The sequence below is a fragment of the Pseudomonas sp. HMSC057H01 genome (assembly GCF_001836405.1).
GTDB classification, from domain to species: Bacteria; Pseudomonadota; Gammaproteobacteria; order Pseudomonadales; family Pseudomonadaceae; genus Pseudomonas; species Pseudomonas aeruginosa.
Map to the genome: position 1 here is coordinate 293,054 of NZ_KV828511.1, position 16,978 is coordinate 310,031.

At 69.2% G+C, this 16,978-nt stretch carries 19 protein-coding genes; 8 read left to right on the plus strand and 11 right to left on the minus strand.

The window, feature by feature from the left end:
- The 3 genes from HMPREF2581_RS24195 to HMPREF2581_RS24205 form a co-directional block, all read left to right on the plus strand.
- A partial coding sequence (locus tag HMPREF2581_RS24195; RefSeq protein ID WP_139181926.1) for a TolC family protein occupies positions 1-515 on the plus strand: 515 nt, incomplete at its 5' end.
- Complete coding sequence (locus HMPREF2581_RS24200) at positions 512-1,663, plus strand: HlyD family secretion protein (protein ID WP_003140460.1); 1,152 nt, start codon at positions 512-514, stop codon at positions 1,661-1,663. The genes HMPREF2581_RS24195 and HMPREF2581_RS24200, both read left to right, overlap by 4 nt.
- Positions 1,653-3,164 (plus strand): MDR family MFS transporter, encoded by a 1,512-nt coding sequence (locus HMPREF2581_RS24205; protein WP_003112040.1) that lies wholly within the window; start codon positions 1,653-1,655, stop codon positions 3,162-3,164. The genes HMPREF2581_RS24200 and HMPREF2581_RS24205 overlap by 11 nt, the downstream gene beginning before the upstream one ends.
- A gap of 2 nt (positions 3,165-3,166) precedes the next feature.
- Here HMPREF2581_RS24205 and HMPREF2581_RS24210 read toward each other — a convergent pair whose 3' ends face one another.
- The gene (locus tag HMPREF2581_RS24210) at positions 3,167-3,949 is read right to left on the minus strand and encodes an AraC family transcriptional regulator (RefSeq protein WP_003133644.1); all 783 of its coding nucleotides are present in this window, start codon (positions 3,947-3,949) and stop codon (positions 3,167-3,169) included.
- 191 nt (positions 3,950-4,140) lie between these two features.
- Between HMPREF2581_RS24210 and HMPREF2581_RS24215 the strand changes: the two genes are divergently transcribed.
- Positions 4,141-4,644, plus strand: a complete 504-nt coding sequence (locus tag HMPREF2581_RS24215; RefSeq protein ID WP_003112042.1) for a thioredoxin family protein — start codon at positions 4,141-4,143, stop codon at positions 4,642-4,644.
- Between the two features lie 21 nt (positions 4,645-4,665).
- On the opposite strand, the gene HMPREF2581_RS24220 is transcribed toward HMPREF2581_RS24215, so the two are convergent.
- From HMPREF2581_RS24220 to HMPREF2581_RS24235, 4 genes are read right to left on the minus strand one after another with little or no spacing between them, the layout of a single operon-like run.
- Positions 4,666-4,923, minus strand: coding sequence for a DUF2790 domain-containing protein (locus tag HMPREF2581_RS24220; RefSeq protein WP_003107483.1), 258 nt, complete (start codon positions 4,921-4,923; stop codon positions 4,666-4,668).
- Entirely contained in the window at positions 4,920-6,959 is a 2,040-nt protein-coding gene (locus tag HMPREF2581_RS24225; protein WP_003140463.1) for an FUSC family protein, read from the minus strand. The genes HMPREF2581_RS24220 and HMPREF2581_RS24225 overlap by 4 nt, the downstream gene beginning before the upstream one ends.
- Positions 6,959-7,867, minus strand: coding sequence for an efflux RND transporter periplasmic adaptor subunit (locus tag HMPREF2581_RS24230; protein WP_003109241.1), 909 nt, complete (start codon positions 7,865-7,867; stop codon positions 6,959-6,961). Before HMPREF2581_RS24230 ends, HMPREF2581_RS24225 begins: the two co-directional genes overlap by 1 nt.
- Before the next feature lie 12 nt (positions 7,868-7,879).
- Positions 7,880-8,077: a DUF1656 domain-containing protein gene (locus HMPREF2581_RS24235; protein WP_003082517.1), complete on the minus strand. Its 198-nt coding sequence runs from the start codon at positions 8,075-8,077 to the stop codon at positions 7,880-7,882.
- Between the two features lie 133 nt (positions 8,078-8,210).
- On the opposite strand from HMPREF2581_RS24235, the gene HMPREF2581_RS24240 reads away from it, so the two are divergent.
- Entirely contained in the window at positions 8,211-9,017 is an 807-nt protein-coding gene (locus tag HMPREF2581_RS24240; RefSeq protein ID WP_003082516.1) for an AraC family transcriptional regulator, read from the plus strand.
- 109 nt (positions 9,018-9,126) lie between these two features.
- On the plus strand, positions 9,127-9,477 hold the full coding sequence (locus HMPREF2581_RS24245) for a hypothetical protein (protein ID WP_003086702.1): 351 nt from the start codon (positions 9,127-9,129) through the stop codon (positions 9,475-9,477).
- A gap of 76 nt (positions 9,478-9,553) precedes the next feature.
- On the opposite strand, the gene HMPREF2581_RS24250 is transcribed toward HMPREF2581_RS24245, so the two are convergent.
- Both HMPREF2581_RS24250 and HMPREF2581_RS24255 read right to left on the minus strand, forming a co-directional pair.
- A complete protein-coding gene (locus HMPREF2581_RS24250; RefSeq protein ID WP_003140467.1) occupies positions 9,554-10,402 on the minus strand; it encodes an aminoglycoside phosphotransferase family protein in 849 nt (282 codons plus the stop codon).
- A gap of 38 nt (positions 10,403-10,440) precedes the next feature.
- Positions 10,441-11,049, minus strand: coding sequence for a TetR/AcrR family transcriptional regulator (locus HMPREF2581_RS24255; RefSeq protein WP_003133652.1), 609 nt, complete (start codon positions 11,047-11,049; stop codon positions 10,441-10,443).
- A gap of 105 nt (positions 11,050-11,154) precedes the next feature.
- Between HMPREF2581_RS24255 and HMPREF2581_RS24260 the strand changes: the two genes are divergently transcribed.
- Positions 11,155-11,760 carry an NAD(P)H-dependent oxidoreductase gene (locus HMPREF2581_RS24260; RefSeq protein WP_003140470.1) on the plus strand — a complete coding sequence of 202 codons (606 nt, stop codon included), beginning with the start codon at positions 11,155-11,157 and terminating at the stop codon, positions 11,758-11,760.
- Positions 11,761-11,776: 16 nt separating this feature from the next.
- On the opposite strand, the gene HMPREF2581_RS24265 is transcribed toward HMPREF2581_RS24260, so the two are convergent.
- Genes HMPREF2581_RS24265 through HMPREF2581_RS24280 form a run of 4 tightly spaced genes read right to left on the minus strand, consistent with a single transcriptional unit; the run spans position 11,777 to position 15,959 of the window.
- Entirely contained in the window at positions 11,777-12,898 is a 1,122-nt protein-coding gene (locus tag HMPREF2581_RS24265) for an agmatine deiminase family protein (protein ID WP_016254134.1), read from the minus strand.
- Positions 12,895-14,007: an extracellular solute-binding protein gene (locus HMPREF2581_RS24270; RefSeq protein WP_003109236.1), complete on the minus strand. Its 1,113-nt coding sequence runs from the start codon at positions 14,005-14,007 to the stop codon at positions 12,895-12,897. The genes HMPREF2581_RS24265 and HMPREF2581_RS24270 overlap by 4 nt, the downstream gene beginning before the upstream one ends.
- Positions 14,004-14,915, minus strand: a complete 912-nt coding sequence (gene aguB / locus HMPREF2581_RS24275) for an N-carbamoylputrescine amidase (RefSeq protein WP_003086694.1) — start codon at positions 14,913-14,915, stop codon at positions 14,004-14,006. The genes HMPREF2581_RS24270 and aguB overlap by 4 nt, the downstream gene beginning before the upstream one ends.
- Before the next feature lie 3 nt (positions 14,916-14,918).
- Positions 14,919-15,959 carry an agmatine deiminase family protein gene (locus tag HMPREF2581_RS24280; RefSeq protein ID WP_003109235.1) on the minus strand — a complete coding sequence of 347 codons (1,041 nt, stop codon included), beginning with the start codon at positions 15,957-15,959 and terminating at the stop codon, positions 14,919-14,921.
- Between the two features lie 131 nt (positions 15,960-16,090).
- Between HMPREF2581_RS24280 and HMPREF2581_RS24285 the strand changes: the two genes are divergently transcribed.
- Positions 16,091-16,978 (plus strand): LysR substrate-binding domain-containing protein, encoded by an 888-nt coding sequence (locus tag HMPREF2581_RS24285; RefSeq protein WP_003109234.1) that lies wholly within the window; start codon positions 16,091-16,093, stop codon positions 16,976-16,978.

Here is a 16,978-nt window from a genome sequence, read left to right on the forward strand (position 1 = left end):
AAGCCGAGCTGTACCCGCGCATCAGCTTCGCCGTCGGCGCCGAAACCTCCGCAGCGACCCTCGCCGGCCTCGGCGGCAGCGGCGCGCTAGCCTACGCGGCCGGTCCTCTGCTGGGCTGGCGCTTCCCCAACCGGGAAAGCGCGCGAGGCCGCCTGGACAGCGCAGCGGCAGAGCGCGACGCCGCTCTGGCGCGCTTCGACGGAGCGGTGCTCGGCGCCCTGCGCGAGGTCGAGCGTGCCTTGGCGCTGTATGCCGGCGAGCGCCAGCGGCGTGCCGACCTCCAGCGTGCCCTCGACGAGCAGCGCCACGCCTACCGGTTGGCGCGCAGCAACTATCGCGCCGGCGCCCTCGATGCCCTCGAGCTGCTCGACAGTCAACGCAGCCTGGTCGCCGACCGGGCGCGCCTGGTCGACGCCGAGATGCGCGTCGCCGAGCGCCAGGTCGAACTGTTCCGGGCTCTCGGCGGCGGCTGGCAAGCCGCTCCCAGCCCCTCCCACCAGGATAACGGACAATGAACCAGGCAATCAGGGAACCCATCGAACACACCACTGGCGAAACCATGCCAGCAGTCACGCGCCGGCGCCGAACCTGGCTGCTGGGCGGCCTCGCCGGCGCCATCGCGCTCGCCGCCCTGCTGGCCTGGTGGTGGAGCAGCGGACGCTTCCTGGAGGGCACCGACGATGCCTATGTACGCGCCGACTGGGTGGCGGTCAGCGCGCAGGTCTCCGGCTACGTCGCCGAGGTGCTGGTGGCCGACGACGCCGACGTCCAGGCCGGCGACCTGCTGCTGCGCCTGGACCCGCGCGACTTCCGCCAGCGCCTGCGCGCCGCCGAGGCCCGCGAAGCGGCGGCGCAGGCGGCGCTGGAAGCCCAGCGCGCGAAGCTGGAGACCCTCGATCGGCAACTGCTGGAGCAGGTGCAGACGATCAGCCGCGCCCGCGCCGATGGCGAAGCGGCGCGAGCCGAATGGCGCCGCGCCGAGACCGACTGGCGACGCTACCGGCAATTGGCCGACGAGCATGCCACCAGTCGCCAGCGCCTGGAGAATGCCGACGCGGCGCACCAGCGAGCGCGGGCGGCGGCGCGGCGGGCAAGCGCCGAGGAAGGCCGCCAGCGCGCCGCCAGGGACGTACTGAAGAGCCGGCGACGCGAGGCGGAGGCGGCGCTCGCCCAGCGCCAGGCGGAGCTGCAGGAAGCCGCGGCGGCGCGCGAACTGGCGCGCCACGCCCTGGACGATACCGAAATCCGCGCCCCATTCGCCGGCCGCGTCGGCCAGCGCAAGGTGCGCCTGCGCCAGTACGTCACGCCGGGGCTGCCGCTGCTGGCGGTGGTGCCGCTGGAGCAGGCCTACGTGGTGGCCAACTACAAGGAGACCCAGCTCGAACACATCCGCCCCGGGCAACCGGTAGAGCTGGAGGTGGACACGTTCGGCCGCCGCTGGCGCGGCCGCGTCGACAGCGTGGCGCCGGCCTCCGGCGCGGTATTCGCGCTGCTGCCGCCGGACAACGCCACCGGCAACTTCACCAAGATCGTCCAGCGCTTCCCGGTGCGTATCCGCCTGGACACCGACGCCGCCGAGCGGGGCCGGCTGCTGCCGGGGATGTCGGTGATCGCCACCGTGGACACTCGCGAACCGGACGGAGCCTCCGCCGATGAGCGCTGACGACAAGGTATCGCTGCGTGCCTGGGTCGCCGTCACCGGCGGCCTGTTCGGCTGCTTCATGGCTGGCATGAACGTGCACGTCACCAGCGCGGCGCTGCCGGAGATAGAAGGCGCGCTGGGAGCCACCTTCGAGGAGGGCTCGTGGATATCCACCGCCTATCTGGTCGCGGAAATCAGCATGATCCCGCTTACCGCCTGGCTGGTGGAAGTGTTCTCCTTGCGCCGGGTGATGCTCCTCGGCTCGCTGGTGTTCCTGCTCAGTTCGCTGAGCTGCGCGCTGGCGCCGAACCTGTCGACGCTGATCCTGATCCGGGTGATCCAGGGGGCTTCGGGGGCGGTGCTGATCCCGCTGTCGATGCAACTGATCCTCACCGAGCTGCCGTCCAGCCGGATACCCCTCGGCATGGCGCTGTTCAGCCTTTCCAACAGCGTGGCCCAGGCCGCCGGCCCGTCGATCGGCGGCTGGCTGGCGGATGCCTATTCCTGGCGCTGGATCTTTCTCCTGCAACTGTTGCCGGGGATCGCCCTGCTGGCCGCGGTGGCCTGGTCGATCCGCCCCCGCGACGGCGACCGCGAACGCCTGCGCCAGGCCGACTGGCTCGGCATCGGCGCGATGGTCGCCGGCCTCGGCGCGCTGCAGATCGTGCTGGAGGAAGGTGGCCGCCGCGACTGGTTCGAGTCCGGCTTCATCCGCACCTTCGCCGTCCTCGCCGTGCTCGCCCTGCTGCTCTTCGTACAGCGCCAACTGTGGGGCGCGCGGCCGTTCATCAACCTGCGCCTGCTGGGCAGCTACAACTTCGGCGTGTCCAGCCTGGCGATGGCGGTGTTCGGCGCGGCGACCTTCGGCCTGGTGTTCCTGGTGCCCAACTACCTGTCCCAGTTGCAGGGTTTCAACGCCCGGCAGATCGGCGACAGCCTGATCCTCTACGGCCTCGTGCAACTGCTCCTGGCGCCGCTGCTGCCGCGCCTGATGCGCTGGCTGAACCCCAAGCTGCTGGTGGCCGGCGGCTTCGCGATCATGGCCCTGGGCTGCTGGATGGGCGCGCACCTGAACGCCGACGCGGGACGCAACGTGATCATCCCCTCCATCGTCGTGCGCGGCATCGGCCAGCCGCTGATCATGGTCGCGCTCTCGGTACTGGCGGTGAAGGGCCTGGACAAGGCCCAGGCCGGCTCGGCCTCGGCGCTGATCTCGATGCTGCGCAACCTCGGCGGCGCGATCGGCACCGCGCTGTTGACGCAACTGGTCTCGCTGCGCGAGCGCTTCCACTCCGAGCGGATCGGCGAGACCCTGACGATCTTCGACGGCGCCCTGCAACAGCGCCTGGGCGGTAGCCAGGTGCGGATACAACTGCCGGAGCAGCAGCAGGCGCTGGCCCTGCTCGACCACGGGGTGCGCCAGCAGGCCTACCTGATGGCCTACTCCGACGCCTTCTACCTTTCCTGCGTGGCGCTCCTGGCCTGCGCCCTGGCCTCGCTGATGCTGCGCCAGAAGGACTGAACTCAGTCGCCCTCGGCCACCCCGTAGGCGGCGCCGCGGCCGAAATAGAGGCTCGGCGAAACGCCCAGGGTCCGGCGAAACATGGCGCTGAAGGCGCTCTGGCTGTCGTAGCCGAGGTCCAGTGCGACCTCGAGGATCGAATGCCCTGCCGCCAGCGCATCGAGGCTGGCGAGCAGGCGCATGCGCCGCAGCCACTGGACGAAGCTGAGACCGGTTTCGCGCTGGAAGGCGCGAGTCAGGGTCCGCGGGCTGACGCCCAGGCGACGCGCGGCATCGCCCAGGCTCCAGTCGGCGGCCGGCTCGGCGCGCAGGCTGCGGCACAGCGCCGCCAGTTGCCGATCGACCGGCTGTGGCACGTGCAGGGCGAGGATCGGCAGCACCCGCAGTTCATCGAGGATCAGCTCCATCACCCGCTCGTCGCGGCCGCCCGGCGGGTAGTCCGGCGCGATCCGCATCGCCGCGACGATCAATTGCCGCAGCAACGGCGGCACGTCCACCACCCGGCAGTCCTGCGGTAGGTCGTGGCGCGCCTGCGGGGCGATGAACAAGGTGCGCATGCGCACCTGGCCGGCGAAACGCAGGGCATGCTCGATACCGGCCGGCAACCAGACACCGCGTCCCGGCGGCACCACCCAGGTGCCCTCGGCGGTGCCGACCGTGACCACCCCGCTGAGCGCATGGATCAATTGCGCGCGCGAATGCCGGTGCAGCTCGACGCGCTCGCCGTGGAGATAATCCTGGGCATAGGCGAAGACCGGACGGGTGGAAGGCAGGTCGATCAGCATCGGGCGGGCCTTGGCGGGCAGTGGGGGCGCTGTCTTTTTACCAGCCGCGCCATGCTAACGACCAGTCCCGGCGAAGCACGCCGGCGCTCGCCGCGACGCGGCGAGCGCGCTACCCTGGCCGCCCCGGCGTGGCGCGACTGCCTGGCGTATCCGCCGCGCCATCCCTCCCCAAGCACAGGAGCGAAACCAGCATGGCCTCTTACGCGGAACTGTTCGATATCGGAGAAGACTTCGCCGCCTTCGTCGGCCATGGCCTGGCCACGGAACAGGGCGCGGTCGCGCGGTTCCGGCAGAAGCTGGAAAGCAACGGGCTGCCGAGCGCGCTGACGGAACGCCTGCAACGCATCGAACGGCGCTATCGCCTGCTGGTCGCCGGGGAAATGTGGTGCCCGGACTGCCAGATCAACCTGGCCGCGCTGGACTTCGCGCAGCGCCTGCAACCGAACATCGAGCTGGCGATCATTTCCAAGGGCCGCGCCGAGGACGACCTGCGCCAGCGCCTGGCGCTGGAGCGAATCCCGATTCCGCTGGTACTGGTGCTGGACGAGGAGTTCAACCTGCTCGGACGCTTCGTCGAACGGCCGCAGGCGGTGCTCGACGGCGGTCCGCAGGCGCTTGCGGCGTACAAGGCGGGCGACTACCTGGAGCACGCCATCGGCGACGTCCTGGCGATCATCGAAGGCGCGGTGCGCTGAGACAGCGCCTGCGCCCGCTTCTCAGTGCCGCGAACAGCCCGCGCCAAGGCCTCGGTACTGCAAGCGATGTAGGCGTCCGGCGCTGTCGCGGTAGAGCATCACCAGCGGCACCACGCCACAGGTGGCCGGCACCGGCGTGACGGAAAGCACCCGCTCGATGTCCAGCGGCATGCCGTAGTCGTAGCGCTCGATCGGCGGCAACTCTTTCCCGTCGTCGTCCGCCGCCTGGACCTGGGACCAGCAGGACAGCAGCAAGGCCAGCAAGAACGAGGTTTTCATGAGGTCTTTTCTCCATGCTGCGCCCCGTCGGACGAGACGCTTTGCGAATAGGCCCGGAGCAACCAGGCGAGGTCGGTGAGGATCGCGGCCAGGCGCCATTCGCCGGCGGCCGCCAGGCGAGCGCCGGCACGGCGTGCGTGCCGCGCGGCGAGCGGCGGATCGCGATGGCGGACGGCGATGGCTCGCAGTGCGCACTCGATCCACCGCGCCTCCGCGGCGGCCGGGTCGAGCCCGGCCAGGGCGCGCCACAGGCGCCGCGACTCGCGGCCGAGTTGCAGGGATACGAAGCCCAGGCGCAGGGCCAGCGCGCTGCGCGGATGTTCCATGCCATGCAACGCGCCCAGCTGGGCGATGCGATGCTGCTGGCGGGCCTGCCAGGCATGCGCGTCGAAACCGGCGCGACGACGCAGCAAGGCTAGGGTCTCGCGGCGCAGATGGTCGAGCAGCGACGCCGAATGCCGTTCCAGGTCCTTCGGCAGCAGGCGGTAGACCAGCAGGCTGATGCAGAGCGCCAGCACCCAGGCGCAGGACTGGTTGGCGAAGTCGCCGAAATCGAAGCGGGCGAGATTGCCGGTGGCGACCAGGGTGTTGAAGGCGATCAGGTAGGCGATTCCCTGCAACGCCCGCCTGGGCACTGTGGTGGCCTGGATACCGAACGACCAGAAGAAGGCGAGGCACAGCAGCAGCAATGGAAAACCGTTGATCAGCGGTAGCAGAAGGAATTTGCAGAGCAATGCGGCAGGTATCGCGTAGAGCGTGCCGCGAATGAAATTGCGCGTGCCCTCGGCGGGAAAGGGCGAGGCTGCCAGCAGCGTGCAGTAGGGGCCGAGCACCGCCAGCAGGGTCGGCCCCTGGTCCCACCCGCTGAGGAACCACAGGGCGCCGCCGACCAGCATCGCCAGCCAGGCTCGCGCGCCGTTGCGCAAGGCCTCGCGGTAATGTCGATGGAAGGCCGCTGGGCGGACGTCGGCGCGGGCCCGGCCGTCGAGCCGGGCGAACCCCCGCAGGGCGGCCTGCAGGTCATCCAGTTGCTCGTCGAGACGCTCCATGAACAGCCCTTCGCGACAGGCATCCGCTTGGTCTGTCGGAAGTCCGCGCCGAATCGCCGCCAGGCGACCGCGCAAGCTCGCGAGCCGTCGCGCGGCGCCGGCGAAGTCGAGCTCGCCGCGCTCCAGTTGGCCGCCCAGCAGGCACAGGTCGTCGGCCATCGGCAGCGCCAGTCCACGCTCCGCCAAGCGCCGGGCCCAATGCGTCTCGCCGGCGAAGCGGAACTCCATCAGCGTGGAAAACAGCGCCGCCAGGCCACCGCGGATCGCCGGGAGCGCAGCGCTCAGCGCCCGCGACTCGGCGCGACCGACGCCCAGCAGGTCGTCTACCGCGTAGACCTCGCCGGCCAGCGTCCGGCGACGGCGCTCCAGTTCCCCGTCAGCCGCACCGGCATGCCGCGCAGCGACCAGCGCCAGCGTCGCCGCGCAGAGCGAGACGAGACGCTGGCGCACCCGCCCGGACACGGTCCTGCGGCTGAAGAGCACGGTCACCAAGCTCAGGCAGCAGACCCCGACGATTACCGCCGAGGCGCGGGTGACGATGTGCTCGAAGGCCGCCTCGGGCTCGACCATGGCCGGTCCCAGCGCCAGGCACACGGTGTAGCCGGCGACCACCGCGGCAGTGGCGTAGAAGTGCCGGACCAGGCTCATGACGCCGACGCAGAGACCCAGCCAGAAACCCAGGGCGACGACGAACAGCAGCATCTTCTGGGCGAACAGCGCGGTCAGGACGAAGGCAGCGAGCGTGCCGACCAGGGTACCCACGGCGCGCCACCAGCCCTTGCCGACCACCGCTCCCTGCACCGGATTGATCAGCAACAGCACAGTGGACGCCGCGGAAAACGGCGAATCCAGTTGCAGGTAGAGCCCCAGGCCGAGCGCCAGAGCGGCAGCGCCGATGCTGCGCAGCACGTAGCCCAGGCTGTCGGTCCGCCAGGGCAACGGCAACGCCGCGTACCAATCGCGCCCGCCGGACGCCGACGCCGCCATCAAAGGTACTCCTGCAACCAGCGGGTCAGCCGCCAGTGCCGCGCGGTCCCCGCCTGCAGCACCTCGACACTGCCGGTCATGCCGGCGGCAAGCACCACGCCCGCCGGTACCCGGTCGAGTTCGATGCGCACCGGCACGCGCTGCGCCAGGCGTATCCAGCTGAAGTTCGGGCTGACCTGCGGCAGGCCGCTGTCGGCACGGCTTTCGTTGAGGTCGGCGACACCGCGACCGATGCTCGCGACATGGCCGTCGAGCAGCGGATCGAACCCCATCAGCTTGATCGTCGCCGGCGCGCCGACCTGTACATTGCGCAGCTTGGTTTCCTCGAAATAGCCGGTGACCCAGAAGCTTCGCCGATCGACGATGAAGATGTTGGTCCGGCCCGCCGCCGCGTAATCGCCGGGCTGCACGCGCAACTGCGTCACATAGCCGTCCACCGGCGAGCGCAACTCGCTGCGCCGCAGGTCCAGCCGCGCCTGGTCGAGCGCCGCCCCAGCGGCCTCGGCGCGGGCGCGGGCGATACGCAGGGCGCGACCGGCGTTGGCGACCTCCTCGCGCGAAACCGCGCCGGCCAACTGCATGCGTCGGCGCCATTGCTCGTCACGTTGGCGCAGGGTTTCCCGCGCCTGCTCCAGCTCCGCCTCGCGCTGGCGCACGGCCAGGCGATAGCTGCGCGGATCGATGCGGTACAGCGGATCGCCGCGGGCCACCCGCTGGTTATCTGCGACGAGCACCGCCTCGACGCTGCCGGAAACTTCCGGCGCGATGCGAATCACCTGCGCGCTGACCCGCCCGTCGCGGGTCCAGGGCGCCAGCACGTAGGCTTGCCACAACTGCAACGCCAGGCACAGGGCGAGCAGGCCGCAGGCGAAGGTCGCAGCCACCTTGGAAAGACGAACGATGGACATGGGGACCTCGGCTCAGAACTTCAGCACCAGCACGGACAGCACGATGAACGACAGGAAGAAACGCAGCAGGCCGGGATGCCAGGCGCATTCCAGCCAGCGCCAGGCGAGGCGCTCCAGCAGCAGGTAGAGCGGCATCGCCAGGCACAGGTAGAGGAACAATGGCGGCACGTAGAGGCCGGAAACGGAGACTTCGCTCAGCATGCAGGGCACCAGGGTATCGAGGGCGCGGAGCGGTCGGCCGCTCCTGTCGGGTTGAGGAGCACAGGCTACGGGTCGTGGCGATTTGCAAATATCGACTACTCAGCCAGAAAATAATCGAATTCGGACAACCAAAGGACCTGCCGTGAGCCGTGAACCGCAGACCTACCTCGCCCAACGCTTCGATCCCGACGCGCTCGGCCAGCCGGCCCTGGCCCTGCAGCTGGAGGCCCGGCACAACGACACCGAAGTGCCGGTGCACCGGCATCGCAAGGGCCAGCTGGTGGTGGCCTGCCGCGGCGGCATCACCTGCACGGTGCCCGATGGCCTGTGGATGGTGCCGGCCGGGTTCGGTGTGTGGATTCCCGGCGGCATCGCCCATAGCAACCGGGTCACCGCCAACGGCAAGGTCTGCTTCCTCTTCGTCGAGCCGGGGGCGGCACGCCTGCCGAGCGACTGCTGCACCCTGGCCCTGTCGCCGCTGGTCCTCGAACTGATCCTGCACCTGAGCGCGCAACCGCAGGACTATCCGCACGACGGCCCGCTCGCACGTCTCGCCGGGGTGCTGCTGGAACTCCTGGAACAGGCGCCGACCGAACAGCTCTACCTGCCGCTGCCGGACAACCGCGGCCTGCGCCGCATCGCCGACGAACTGACCCGCGCCCCCGGCGACCGCGCCAGCATGGCCGAATGGGCCAGGCGAGTGGCGATGAGCGAGCGGTCCCTGGCGCGGATGGTGCGCCGGGAGACCGGCATGACCTTCGGCCAGTGGCGCCAGCAATTGCAGATCATCATCGCCCTGCAGCAACTGTCCGCCGGCGTTTCGGTGCAACGCACCGCCGAGATCCTCGGCTACGAGTCGGTCAGCTCGTTCATCGGCATGTTCCGCAAGGCGCTCGGCAGCCCCCCGGCCCGCTACGTGCGCGACAGCATGCGGCGGCCAGCCGACTGAACGGAGGTCGACGGAAAGGTCTTGCAGTTCGTCAGCTGTTCTCCCCCGAGACTGGCACTCGAAGGCACTTCTGGGAATAATGCCGCCCTTTTTTCTCCAGGAGGATCAGATGGTTACGCACTTCTTGAGCGAATCCGGCCAGGCAGCCTGCGGGCGCGGCGACAGCAACGTGAACGGCTCGAGCGATGTCGGCCAGGTCAGTTGCAAGACCTGCCGGCGCACCAACGCCTTCGCCCAGGCCCAGGAAAACGCCGCTCCGGCCAGTGCCCCTGTCACCCCCACCGCCGCTGCGCCAGTGACCGACAAGGCCGCGCCGCGGCCGAAAGCCGAGGCCAGGCCCGCCGCCGCGCAGCGCCAGGACCGCGATGCCGCCCGCAAGGCCTGGCAGGCGCGTCTCAACGAATTGTCCGGGAAGAACCGCATGCCGCGCTCGCGGCGCCGCGCGCAAGCCTATCTCTGAGCGGTAGCGGTACTTCGCGGCGAATGTCCGCACGCGGGCATATCCGTCCTGCCCAGCACGACCGCGCGTCCCCTCATCAGGCCAGGCCCTGCGCCTCCGCCAGGGCCAGGCCGTCGAGGGCGCCGGCGAGCATGTCCGGCAGATGGCGCGGCTCGTCGGCCAGCTCGGCCAGCTCCGACAGCCGATGCGCCGCCGTCAGCAAGGCGATCCGCCGACGCTCCAGGCGCCGACCGCTGAAGCGCTCGTAGGCGGCGACGATGCGCTCGGTGAGGTCGGCATCGATGAACGCGGAATAGATGAATTCCTGGTGCAGCGGACCGATGCCCGCGTCGGCGAAGTCGTACACACCGTTCAACCGCCCGGCCTCGCTATCGAATGCCATGTTCCAGCCATGGCCGTCGAAGAAGCCGAAGATCGAACCCAGCGGATCGGCAGGCAGCTTGGCATATTCCCGCACCAAGCGTTCCGCGCGTTCGCGCCAGGCCGCAGGCAGCAGCGGCAAGGCGTGCCTGCGCATCGCCGCGGGCGACTCCCAGGGACGCACCGGCAAGGCTCCAACCGCCCGCATGCGCGCCGGTGGCAGTCGATGCAGCTCGGCGTAGAAGCGCCCCAGCGCATCGCCGACCGCCTGCCGTGCGGGTTCGTCCAGGCGCCGATAGTCCTCGCCCAGGAGGTAACCGCCAGGCAGTTTCTCGTGGCGGGAAAACAGCGGCGGTCCCGCAAACACCTGCGGCGCCGGCACCGCCAGGCTCACCGCCGGACGCACCAGGCGTAGCACGGCGGCCTCGCGCAGCAGCGCCGCCTCGGCCTCCGCGCCGCGCGGAAACTTGAACACCCAGCGCCCTCCGACCTCCACCGCCGTGGAATGCCAGCCCGAGGCCAGGATGGCGAACGTGGCGTCCACCAGCTCCGGACAGGCCGCCACTATCGCCCGGCGATATTCCTCCAGGGCACGCGGTTCCTTCACCGACGACTCCGCGCGACCATCGCCACGATCGCCTCGTACAGTTCCCGCCGCGCCTCTTCCGGGGCGATCTCTTCGGTGGCGGCCGCGTGCGACAGCGCTTCGGCGGCGCCGATCATTGCGCGCAGAGCGGCGACGGTCAGCCGTCCGCCGCCGGCGAAGGGCTCCAGCACGGCGCGGCACTTGTCCATGAAGAGAACCTCGTAGTCGCGCTTGATCCGCTCCAGCTCCGGCGAGCTGGCGAGGGCCGCGACCACCCCGGGAATCTCCCGGCCTTGTTGCATCACGCAGTCGACATAGGCGCGGGCGATGACGTCAGCGCGCCCCTCCAGGGTCGCCTCGCTCGCTTCCAGGGCAGCCTCCATCAGCGCCGTCTGGCGCAGGTCGTAATCCTGGTAGAGCGCCGCCAGCAGGCCGGCGCGGGTGCCGAAGTGGTCATAGACCACCGGCTTGGTCACCCCGGCCTGCTCGGCCAGGCGACCGAGGGTCAGCGCCTCGGTGCCTTCTTCGCGGACCAGCCGCCAGGCCACCTCGAGCAACTGGCGCTGGCGCTCGTCGCGGGACAGGCGGCGGCGTGGCGACGGGTCGTCTGGGGAGTGCATTGACATAGATAACCTACTAAAAGTAACTTACTAAAGGTAACCTACAAAAGGTAGGTTTTACCCAGACTATCGACTTGCCCCCCTTCCCGCAATTCCCGGAGGAATTCGCCCATGCATGCCCTGATCGTCGTCGCTCATCATCATCCCCGCTCTCTCACCCTCGCCCTCACCGCGCGCATCGCCGAAGGCGTAGTCCGCGCCGGCCATTCCGCGGAAACCGCCGATCTGGCGGCGGAAGGCTTCGAGCCGCGCTTCGGCCTGGCCGACCACGCCGTGCATCGCGGCCAGGCGTCGCCTCCCGCCGACGTCCTCGCCGAGCAGGCGCGCATCGATCGCGCCGATACCCTGGTGCTGGTCTACCCGATCTACTGGTGGTCGATGCCGGCCCTGCTCAAGGGCTGGATCGATCGCGTGTTCTCCAATGGCTGGGCCTTCGACTACAGCATCGGCGGCGACCTGCGGAAAAAGCTGCAGCGCCTGCGCGTGGTGCTGGTCGGTGTCGGCGGCGCCGATGCCGGCACCTTCGAGCGGCACGGCTACGCCGGGGCGATGCGCACCCAGATCGACCATGGCATCTTCGATTACTGCGGCGCACGGGTGGTCCGTTCCGAACTGTTGCTGGAGTCGGAGAGCGCCGATCCAGCCGCGCACCTGGAGCAGGCTCGGCGAATCGGCGCCGAGCTGTTCGCCAGTGCCCGGCGGCCGATGCCGGCCTGAGCCCGCCGCAGGCGACTCAGGCACGTGGCATGTGCTTGGTCACGCAATGGATGCCGCCGCCTCCGGCGGCGATGGGATCGATGTTCAGCTGGACGATGTCCCGCCCCGGATACAGGCGGCCCAGCAATTCCCCGCAGTGGCGATCGGCGCTGGCGTCGCCGAACTGCGGGGCAATCACCGCGCCGTTGATCGGCAGGTAGTTGATGTAGCCGGCGGCGAAGTCCGGGTTGTTTCGCGAGTAGTCGCGGCGCGGCTTCAGGGGCGGCGACAGGGTATGCACCTGCAGCGCGCGACCGTCGGCGTCGGTGGCTGTGCGCAGGATCTCCAGGTGTTCGCGGGTCACGGCGTAGTCGTAGGAGTCCGGGTCGTTGTCGAGATTGGCGATGACCACGCCCGGCCTGACGAAGCGCGCATAGAAGTCGACATGCGCATCGGTGATGTCCCTGCCGCGGATACCCGGCAGCCAGACGATCTTGCGCAGGCCGAGCAGGGCTTTCAATTCGGCCTCGACCTGGCCCTTGTCCATGCCGGGGTTGCGATTGTCGTTGAGCCAGCAACTTTCGGTGAGGATCGCCGTGCCACGCCCGTCCACTTCGATGCCGCCGCCCTCGCCGGTCAGTTGGCTGGCGATGTAGCGGACCTCCAGTCGCTCGCTTAGCACGCCGGCGACGCGGCTATCGTTGCCGGCCTGCTGCTTGCCGCCCCAGCCGTTGAAGTTGAAATCCACCAGGCCCGCTTCGCCCTCCCCGTTCAGCACGAAGCAGCCGCCGTAGTCGCGGACCCAGATATCGTCCAGCGGCAACGCCAGGTAGTCGATGTTGGCGCCGCCGCATGCGCGGCGCGCCGCGGCCTCCTGCGTGGGCCGGCAGAGCAGCGTGACCGGCTGGTAGCGGGCGATGGTCCTGGCCAGCAGGGCGACGCTGCGGTTCACGTCCTCGGCCAGGTCCTTCCAGATCGACGGGGACGCGGCATAGGCAAGGAACACCCGTTCCTGCGGCAGGTGCTCGTCGGGCATGTGCCAGTGATCGGCTGCCGCCGCCTGTCCACGCGGCGAGCCGAACTCCAGGCCGAGCGTGAGGGCGGCACCGAGGCCGGCGCTGGCGCCGAGTCGCTGGAGGAAATGTCTGCGGGTCATCATTTCGGGTCCTCGGGAACGGGATCGGAACGGGTGGTCTTGAAGGTAGTCCAGGCGCGCATCCGCGCCCGCATGTCGCGCTGCGGGATGTCCTGGCCGGGAAACAGCCGGGCGTAGGTCGCCGCGTCCGGATAGATGTCCGGGTTGTCGCGCATGTCGGCGGATACCAGGGCCCGCGCCCCGGCGCTGGAGGTCGGGTAGCCGGTAGCGCTGCTGATCGCGGCCATGTTCTGCGGGCGCATGATGAAGTTGATCAACGCATAGGCATATTCCGGGTGCTGCGCGTCGACCGGAATCGCCATGCTGTCCATCCACAGAGACGTGCCTTCGCGCGGCACCCGGTAGACGAAGCGCAGTGCCTTGCCGGCTTCGTCGGCGGCGCGCTGGGCCTGGATCGCATCGCCGCTGTAGCCCAGCGACAGGCAGATCTCCTCGTTCACCAGTTGCGCCACCGGCTGCGACTGGAACTTGCGAATGTAGGGCTTGATGCGCTGCAGCAAGGCCAGCGCGGCGGCCAGGTCCTGCGGCTTGCCGCTGCGCGGATCGCGCCCCAGGTAATGCAGGGCCAGCGCCAGCACTTCGTCCGGCGAGTCGATCAGGGAAATCCCGCAGTCGGCGAATCTCGCCGCCAATTCCGGCTTGAACAGCAGGTCGAGGCTGTCCAGCGGAGCGTCGGCCAGGCGCCGTTCGATCTGCTCGCGGTTGAAGGTCAGGCCGATGGTGCCCCAGGTGTAGGGCACCGCGGCGTCGCGCGAACGCGCGTAGCGGGCTTGCAGTTCGCGCAGGCCCGGCTCGATCTCGTCGAGATGCTCCAGGCGCCGGGGGTCGAGCTTCTGCAGGGCGCCGGCGCGCATCAGCCGCTCGGCCACGGTATCGCCGGGAAAGATAAGGTCGTAGCCGCTGTTCCCCGACATCAACTTGGCCTCGAGGGTCTCGCTGCTGTCCATCACGTCATAGACCACGCGGATGCCGGTTTCCCGGGTGAACGCGGCGAGGGTATCGGGCGCGAAGTAGTCGGCCCAGTTATACAGGCGCAGCACTTTCTCTTCCGCCTGGGCCACGCCCAGGCCCAGGAGCAGCGCGGCGAGCAGCGGTCGCGCGGAACGTTTCATGGGGACACCTCCCAGGCGTGTCGGCTGGCCGGGTCACGCCCGTCCAGGCTCATCAGCGGGCCATACAGCTCTGGCCGCCGGTCACGATAGACACCCCAGGCCAGGCGTTCTTCGCCTATCGCATCGAGGTCGAGGCCACAGACCAGCACCGCCTCCTCGTCGCGGCCGGCCGCGGCGAGCAAGGCACCCTTGTGGTCGGCGATGAAGGACGAACCGTAGAACCGCATGGCCAGCGCCGGGTCGCCGCAAGCGACCTCGCGGCCGATCCGGTTGGCAGCCACCAGCGGTACCAGATTGGCGGCGGCCTGGCCGCGCTGGGCGATCTGCCAGTGATCGCGGGAATCCAGCTGCGCGGCGCCAGGCTCGGAGCCGATGGCGGTAGGAAACAGCAGCACCTCGGCGCCCAGTAGCGCCAGGCAGCGCGCGGTCTCGGGAAACCACTGGTCCCAGCAGATGCCGACGCCGATACGGCCGACCGCGGTGTCCCAGACGCGAAAGCCGCTATCCCCCGGACTGAAATATTCCTTTTCCTGGTAGCCGATGGCGTTGGGGACGTGGGCCTTGCGGTAGACGCCGAGCAACCGGCCATCGGCGTCGGCCACCGCCAGCGAGTTGAAGCGCGCGTTGCCGGCGCGCTCGTACCAGCTGAGCGGCAGGACTACGCCAAGCTCCCGCGCCAGGCTGGAAAAGCGCGCCAGCACCCGGCTGCCACGGAAGGTTTCGGCGAGGCGCAGATGGCGATGGTCCTGCTCGATGCAGAAGTACGGGGTGGCGAACAGCTCCTGCAACAGGACCAGTTGCGCGCCCCGGGCAGCCGCTTCGCGGACCAGGCGCTCGGCGCGGTCGAGATTGTCGTCGAGACTCCAGCTACAGGCGAACTGGGTAGTGGCCAGGGTCAGGTGGCGCATCGCTCACCTCCGCGCCGGCCAGGCCGGCTGCTGCTGGGTGATGCAATGCACGCCGCCGCCGCCGTGGGCCAGGTGGTCGATGCGCACCGGCACCACCTCGCGAGCGGGGAAGGCCCGGGCCAGGGTCGCGGCGGCCGCGTCGTCGGCGGCGACACCGTAGGCCGGCATGATGATCGCGCCATTGGCGATATAGAAATTGGTGTAGGAGGCACAGAACACCCCCTCCTCCGGAGCCACTTCGCCGGCATCGAACAGTTCGATCAGCTCGAAACGCCGACCGCGGGCGTCGAGCGCCAGCTCCAGGGCGCGACGGTTCTCCCGCACCACCTCGGCGTAGGCGGAGGTGGTGTCGCAGGTGGCGTCCAGCAACAACGCGCCGGGCCGGGCGAAGGCACAGACGCCGTCGACATGGCCATCGGTCATGTCGCCTGTGACCCGGTCGGGATCGCCGGGCAACCAGATGGTCCTGGTCACGCCGAGCAGGCGGGCGAACAATGCCTCGATCTCGGCCTTGCTCAGGCCAGGGTTGCGATTGGCATTGAGCAGCACGGACTCGGTGGTGATCAGCGTGCCCTCGCCGTCCACGTGGATGGCCCCGCCCTCGTTGGCCAGCGGCACGCCGAAACACTCCAGGCCGAGGCCATCGAGAATCCGCCGCGCCAGGCTGGCGTCCTGCGCGTAGGCGGACTTTCCACCCCAGGCGTTGAAACGCCAGCTGACACCGGCCAACCCGAGTTGCGGATGGCAGACGAAACTCGGTCCGGAATCGCGGCACCAACTGTCATCGATGGCCAGCTCGATGAGTTCGACATTGCCCGCGCACAGCTCCCCGGCCCTGTCCAGCGCGGCGGGGTCGACCACCAGTTTCACCGGTTCGAAACGCGCGATGGCGTTGGCCACTGCGGCGAAGTCCTGTTGTACGTCCGCCAGGCTCACGCCCCATTCGGACTCCCAGAGCATCCGATTGTGCGGAAAAGCCATCCAGGTGGCGGCATGGGGAGTCCATTCGGCGGGCATGCGCCAGCCTGTGTCGAGCGTATTCATGGGTCGGCTTCCAGTAAGTATTTTTTATCTGGCGGAATAGGCGTGGATTGCCTGAAGAGATGCTATGGCTAGGCATCAGGCTCAACAAACGATAAATTCTGCGCAAACCTAATTAGCCCGGCTTATCAGCAATGCTCAAACACTGGCCCCCACTGAATGCCCTTCGTGGCTTCGAAGCCGCCGCCCGCCTCGGCAGCTTCCACAAGGCCGCCGAGGAGCTGCACCTCACCCAGTCGGCGATCAGCCAGCAGATCCGCAGCCTGGAAGGCTATCTCGAGCAACCGCTGTTCTTTCGCAACGGACGCAAGGTGAGCCTGACCGACGCTGGCTTCGATCTGCTCAGCACCACCCAGTCCCTGCTCCAGCAACTGGCCGCGGGGGTCCGTCGCCTCGACCAGTACCGCAAGCCCAACCAACTGGTGGTCAATACCACCCCGGCCTTCGCCCGCCACTGGCTGGTGCCGCACCTGGGCGATTTCCATCGCCATCACCCACAGGTGGACCTCTGGCTATTGACCACCGACGAGGTACCCGAGATGGCCAGCCAGACCATCGACGTAGCCATCCGCGACGACCTTTGCGCCCAGGCCGAATGCAGCTTTCGCTCGCTCCTCGAAGACCGCCTCTACCCCGCCTGCCATCCCGACCTGCTGGCGCTGCCGGCGGAACGGCGCGGCACCCTGCACGGCGAGCGCGAAATGGACTGGAGCCACTGGCAGGTACAGGGCGGCGCGGACGTTGGCCAACGCAGTGCCGGCCTGAACTTCTCCGACCCCGGACTGCTGCTGGAGGCCGCCACCCAGGGCCTCGGCATCGCGCTGGTCAGCCAGTTGCTGGCCGCACCCGCGCGAGCCGCCGGACAGTTGGTCGCGCTCTGCGAACAGAATGTCCGCGGGCCCGAATGGGCCTGGCTGGTGCACCGCGACAGCGAACGCAACAGCCTGACCCGGGCATTCTGCCAATGGCTGGAAGAAACCATTGGCGGAGCATCGCGCACAGCCCCCGGACGGCGCGGATAA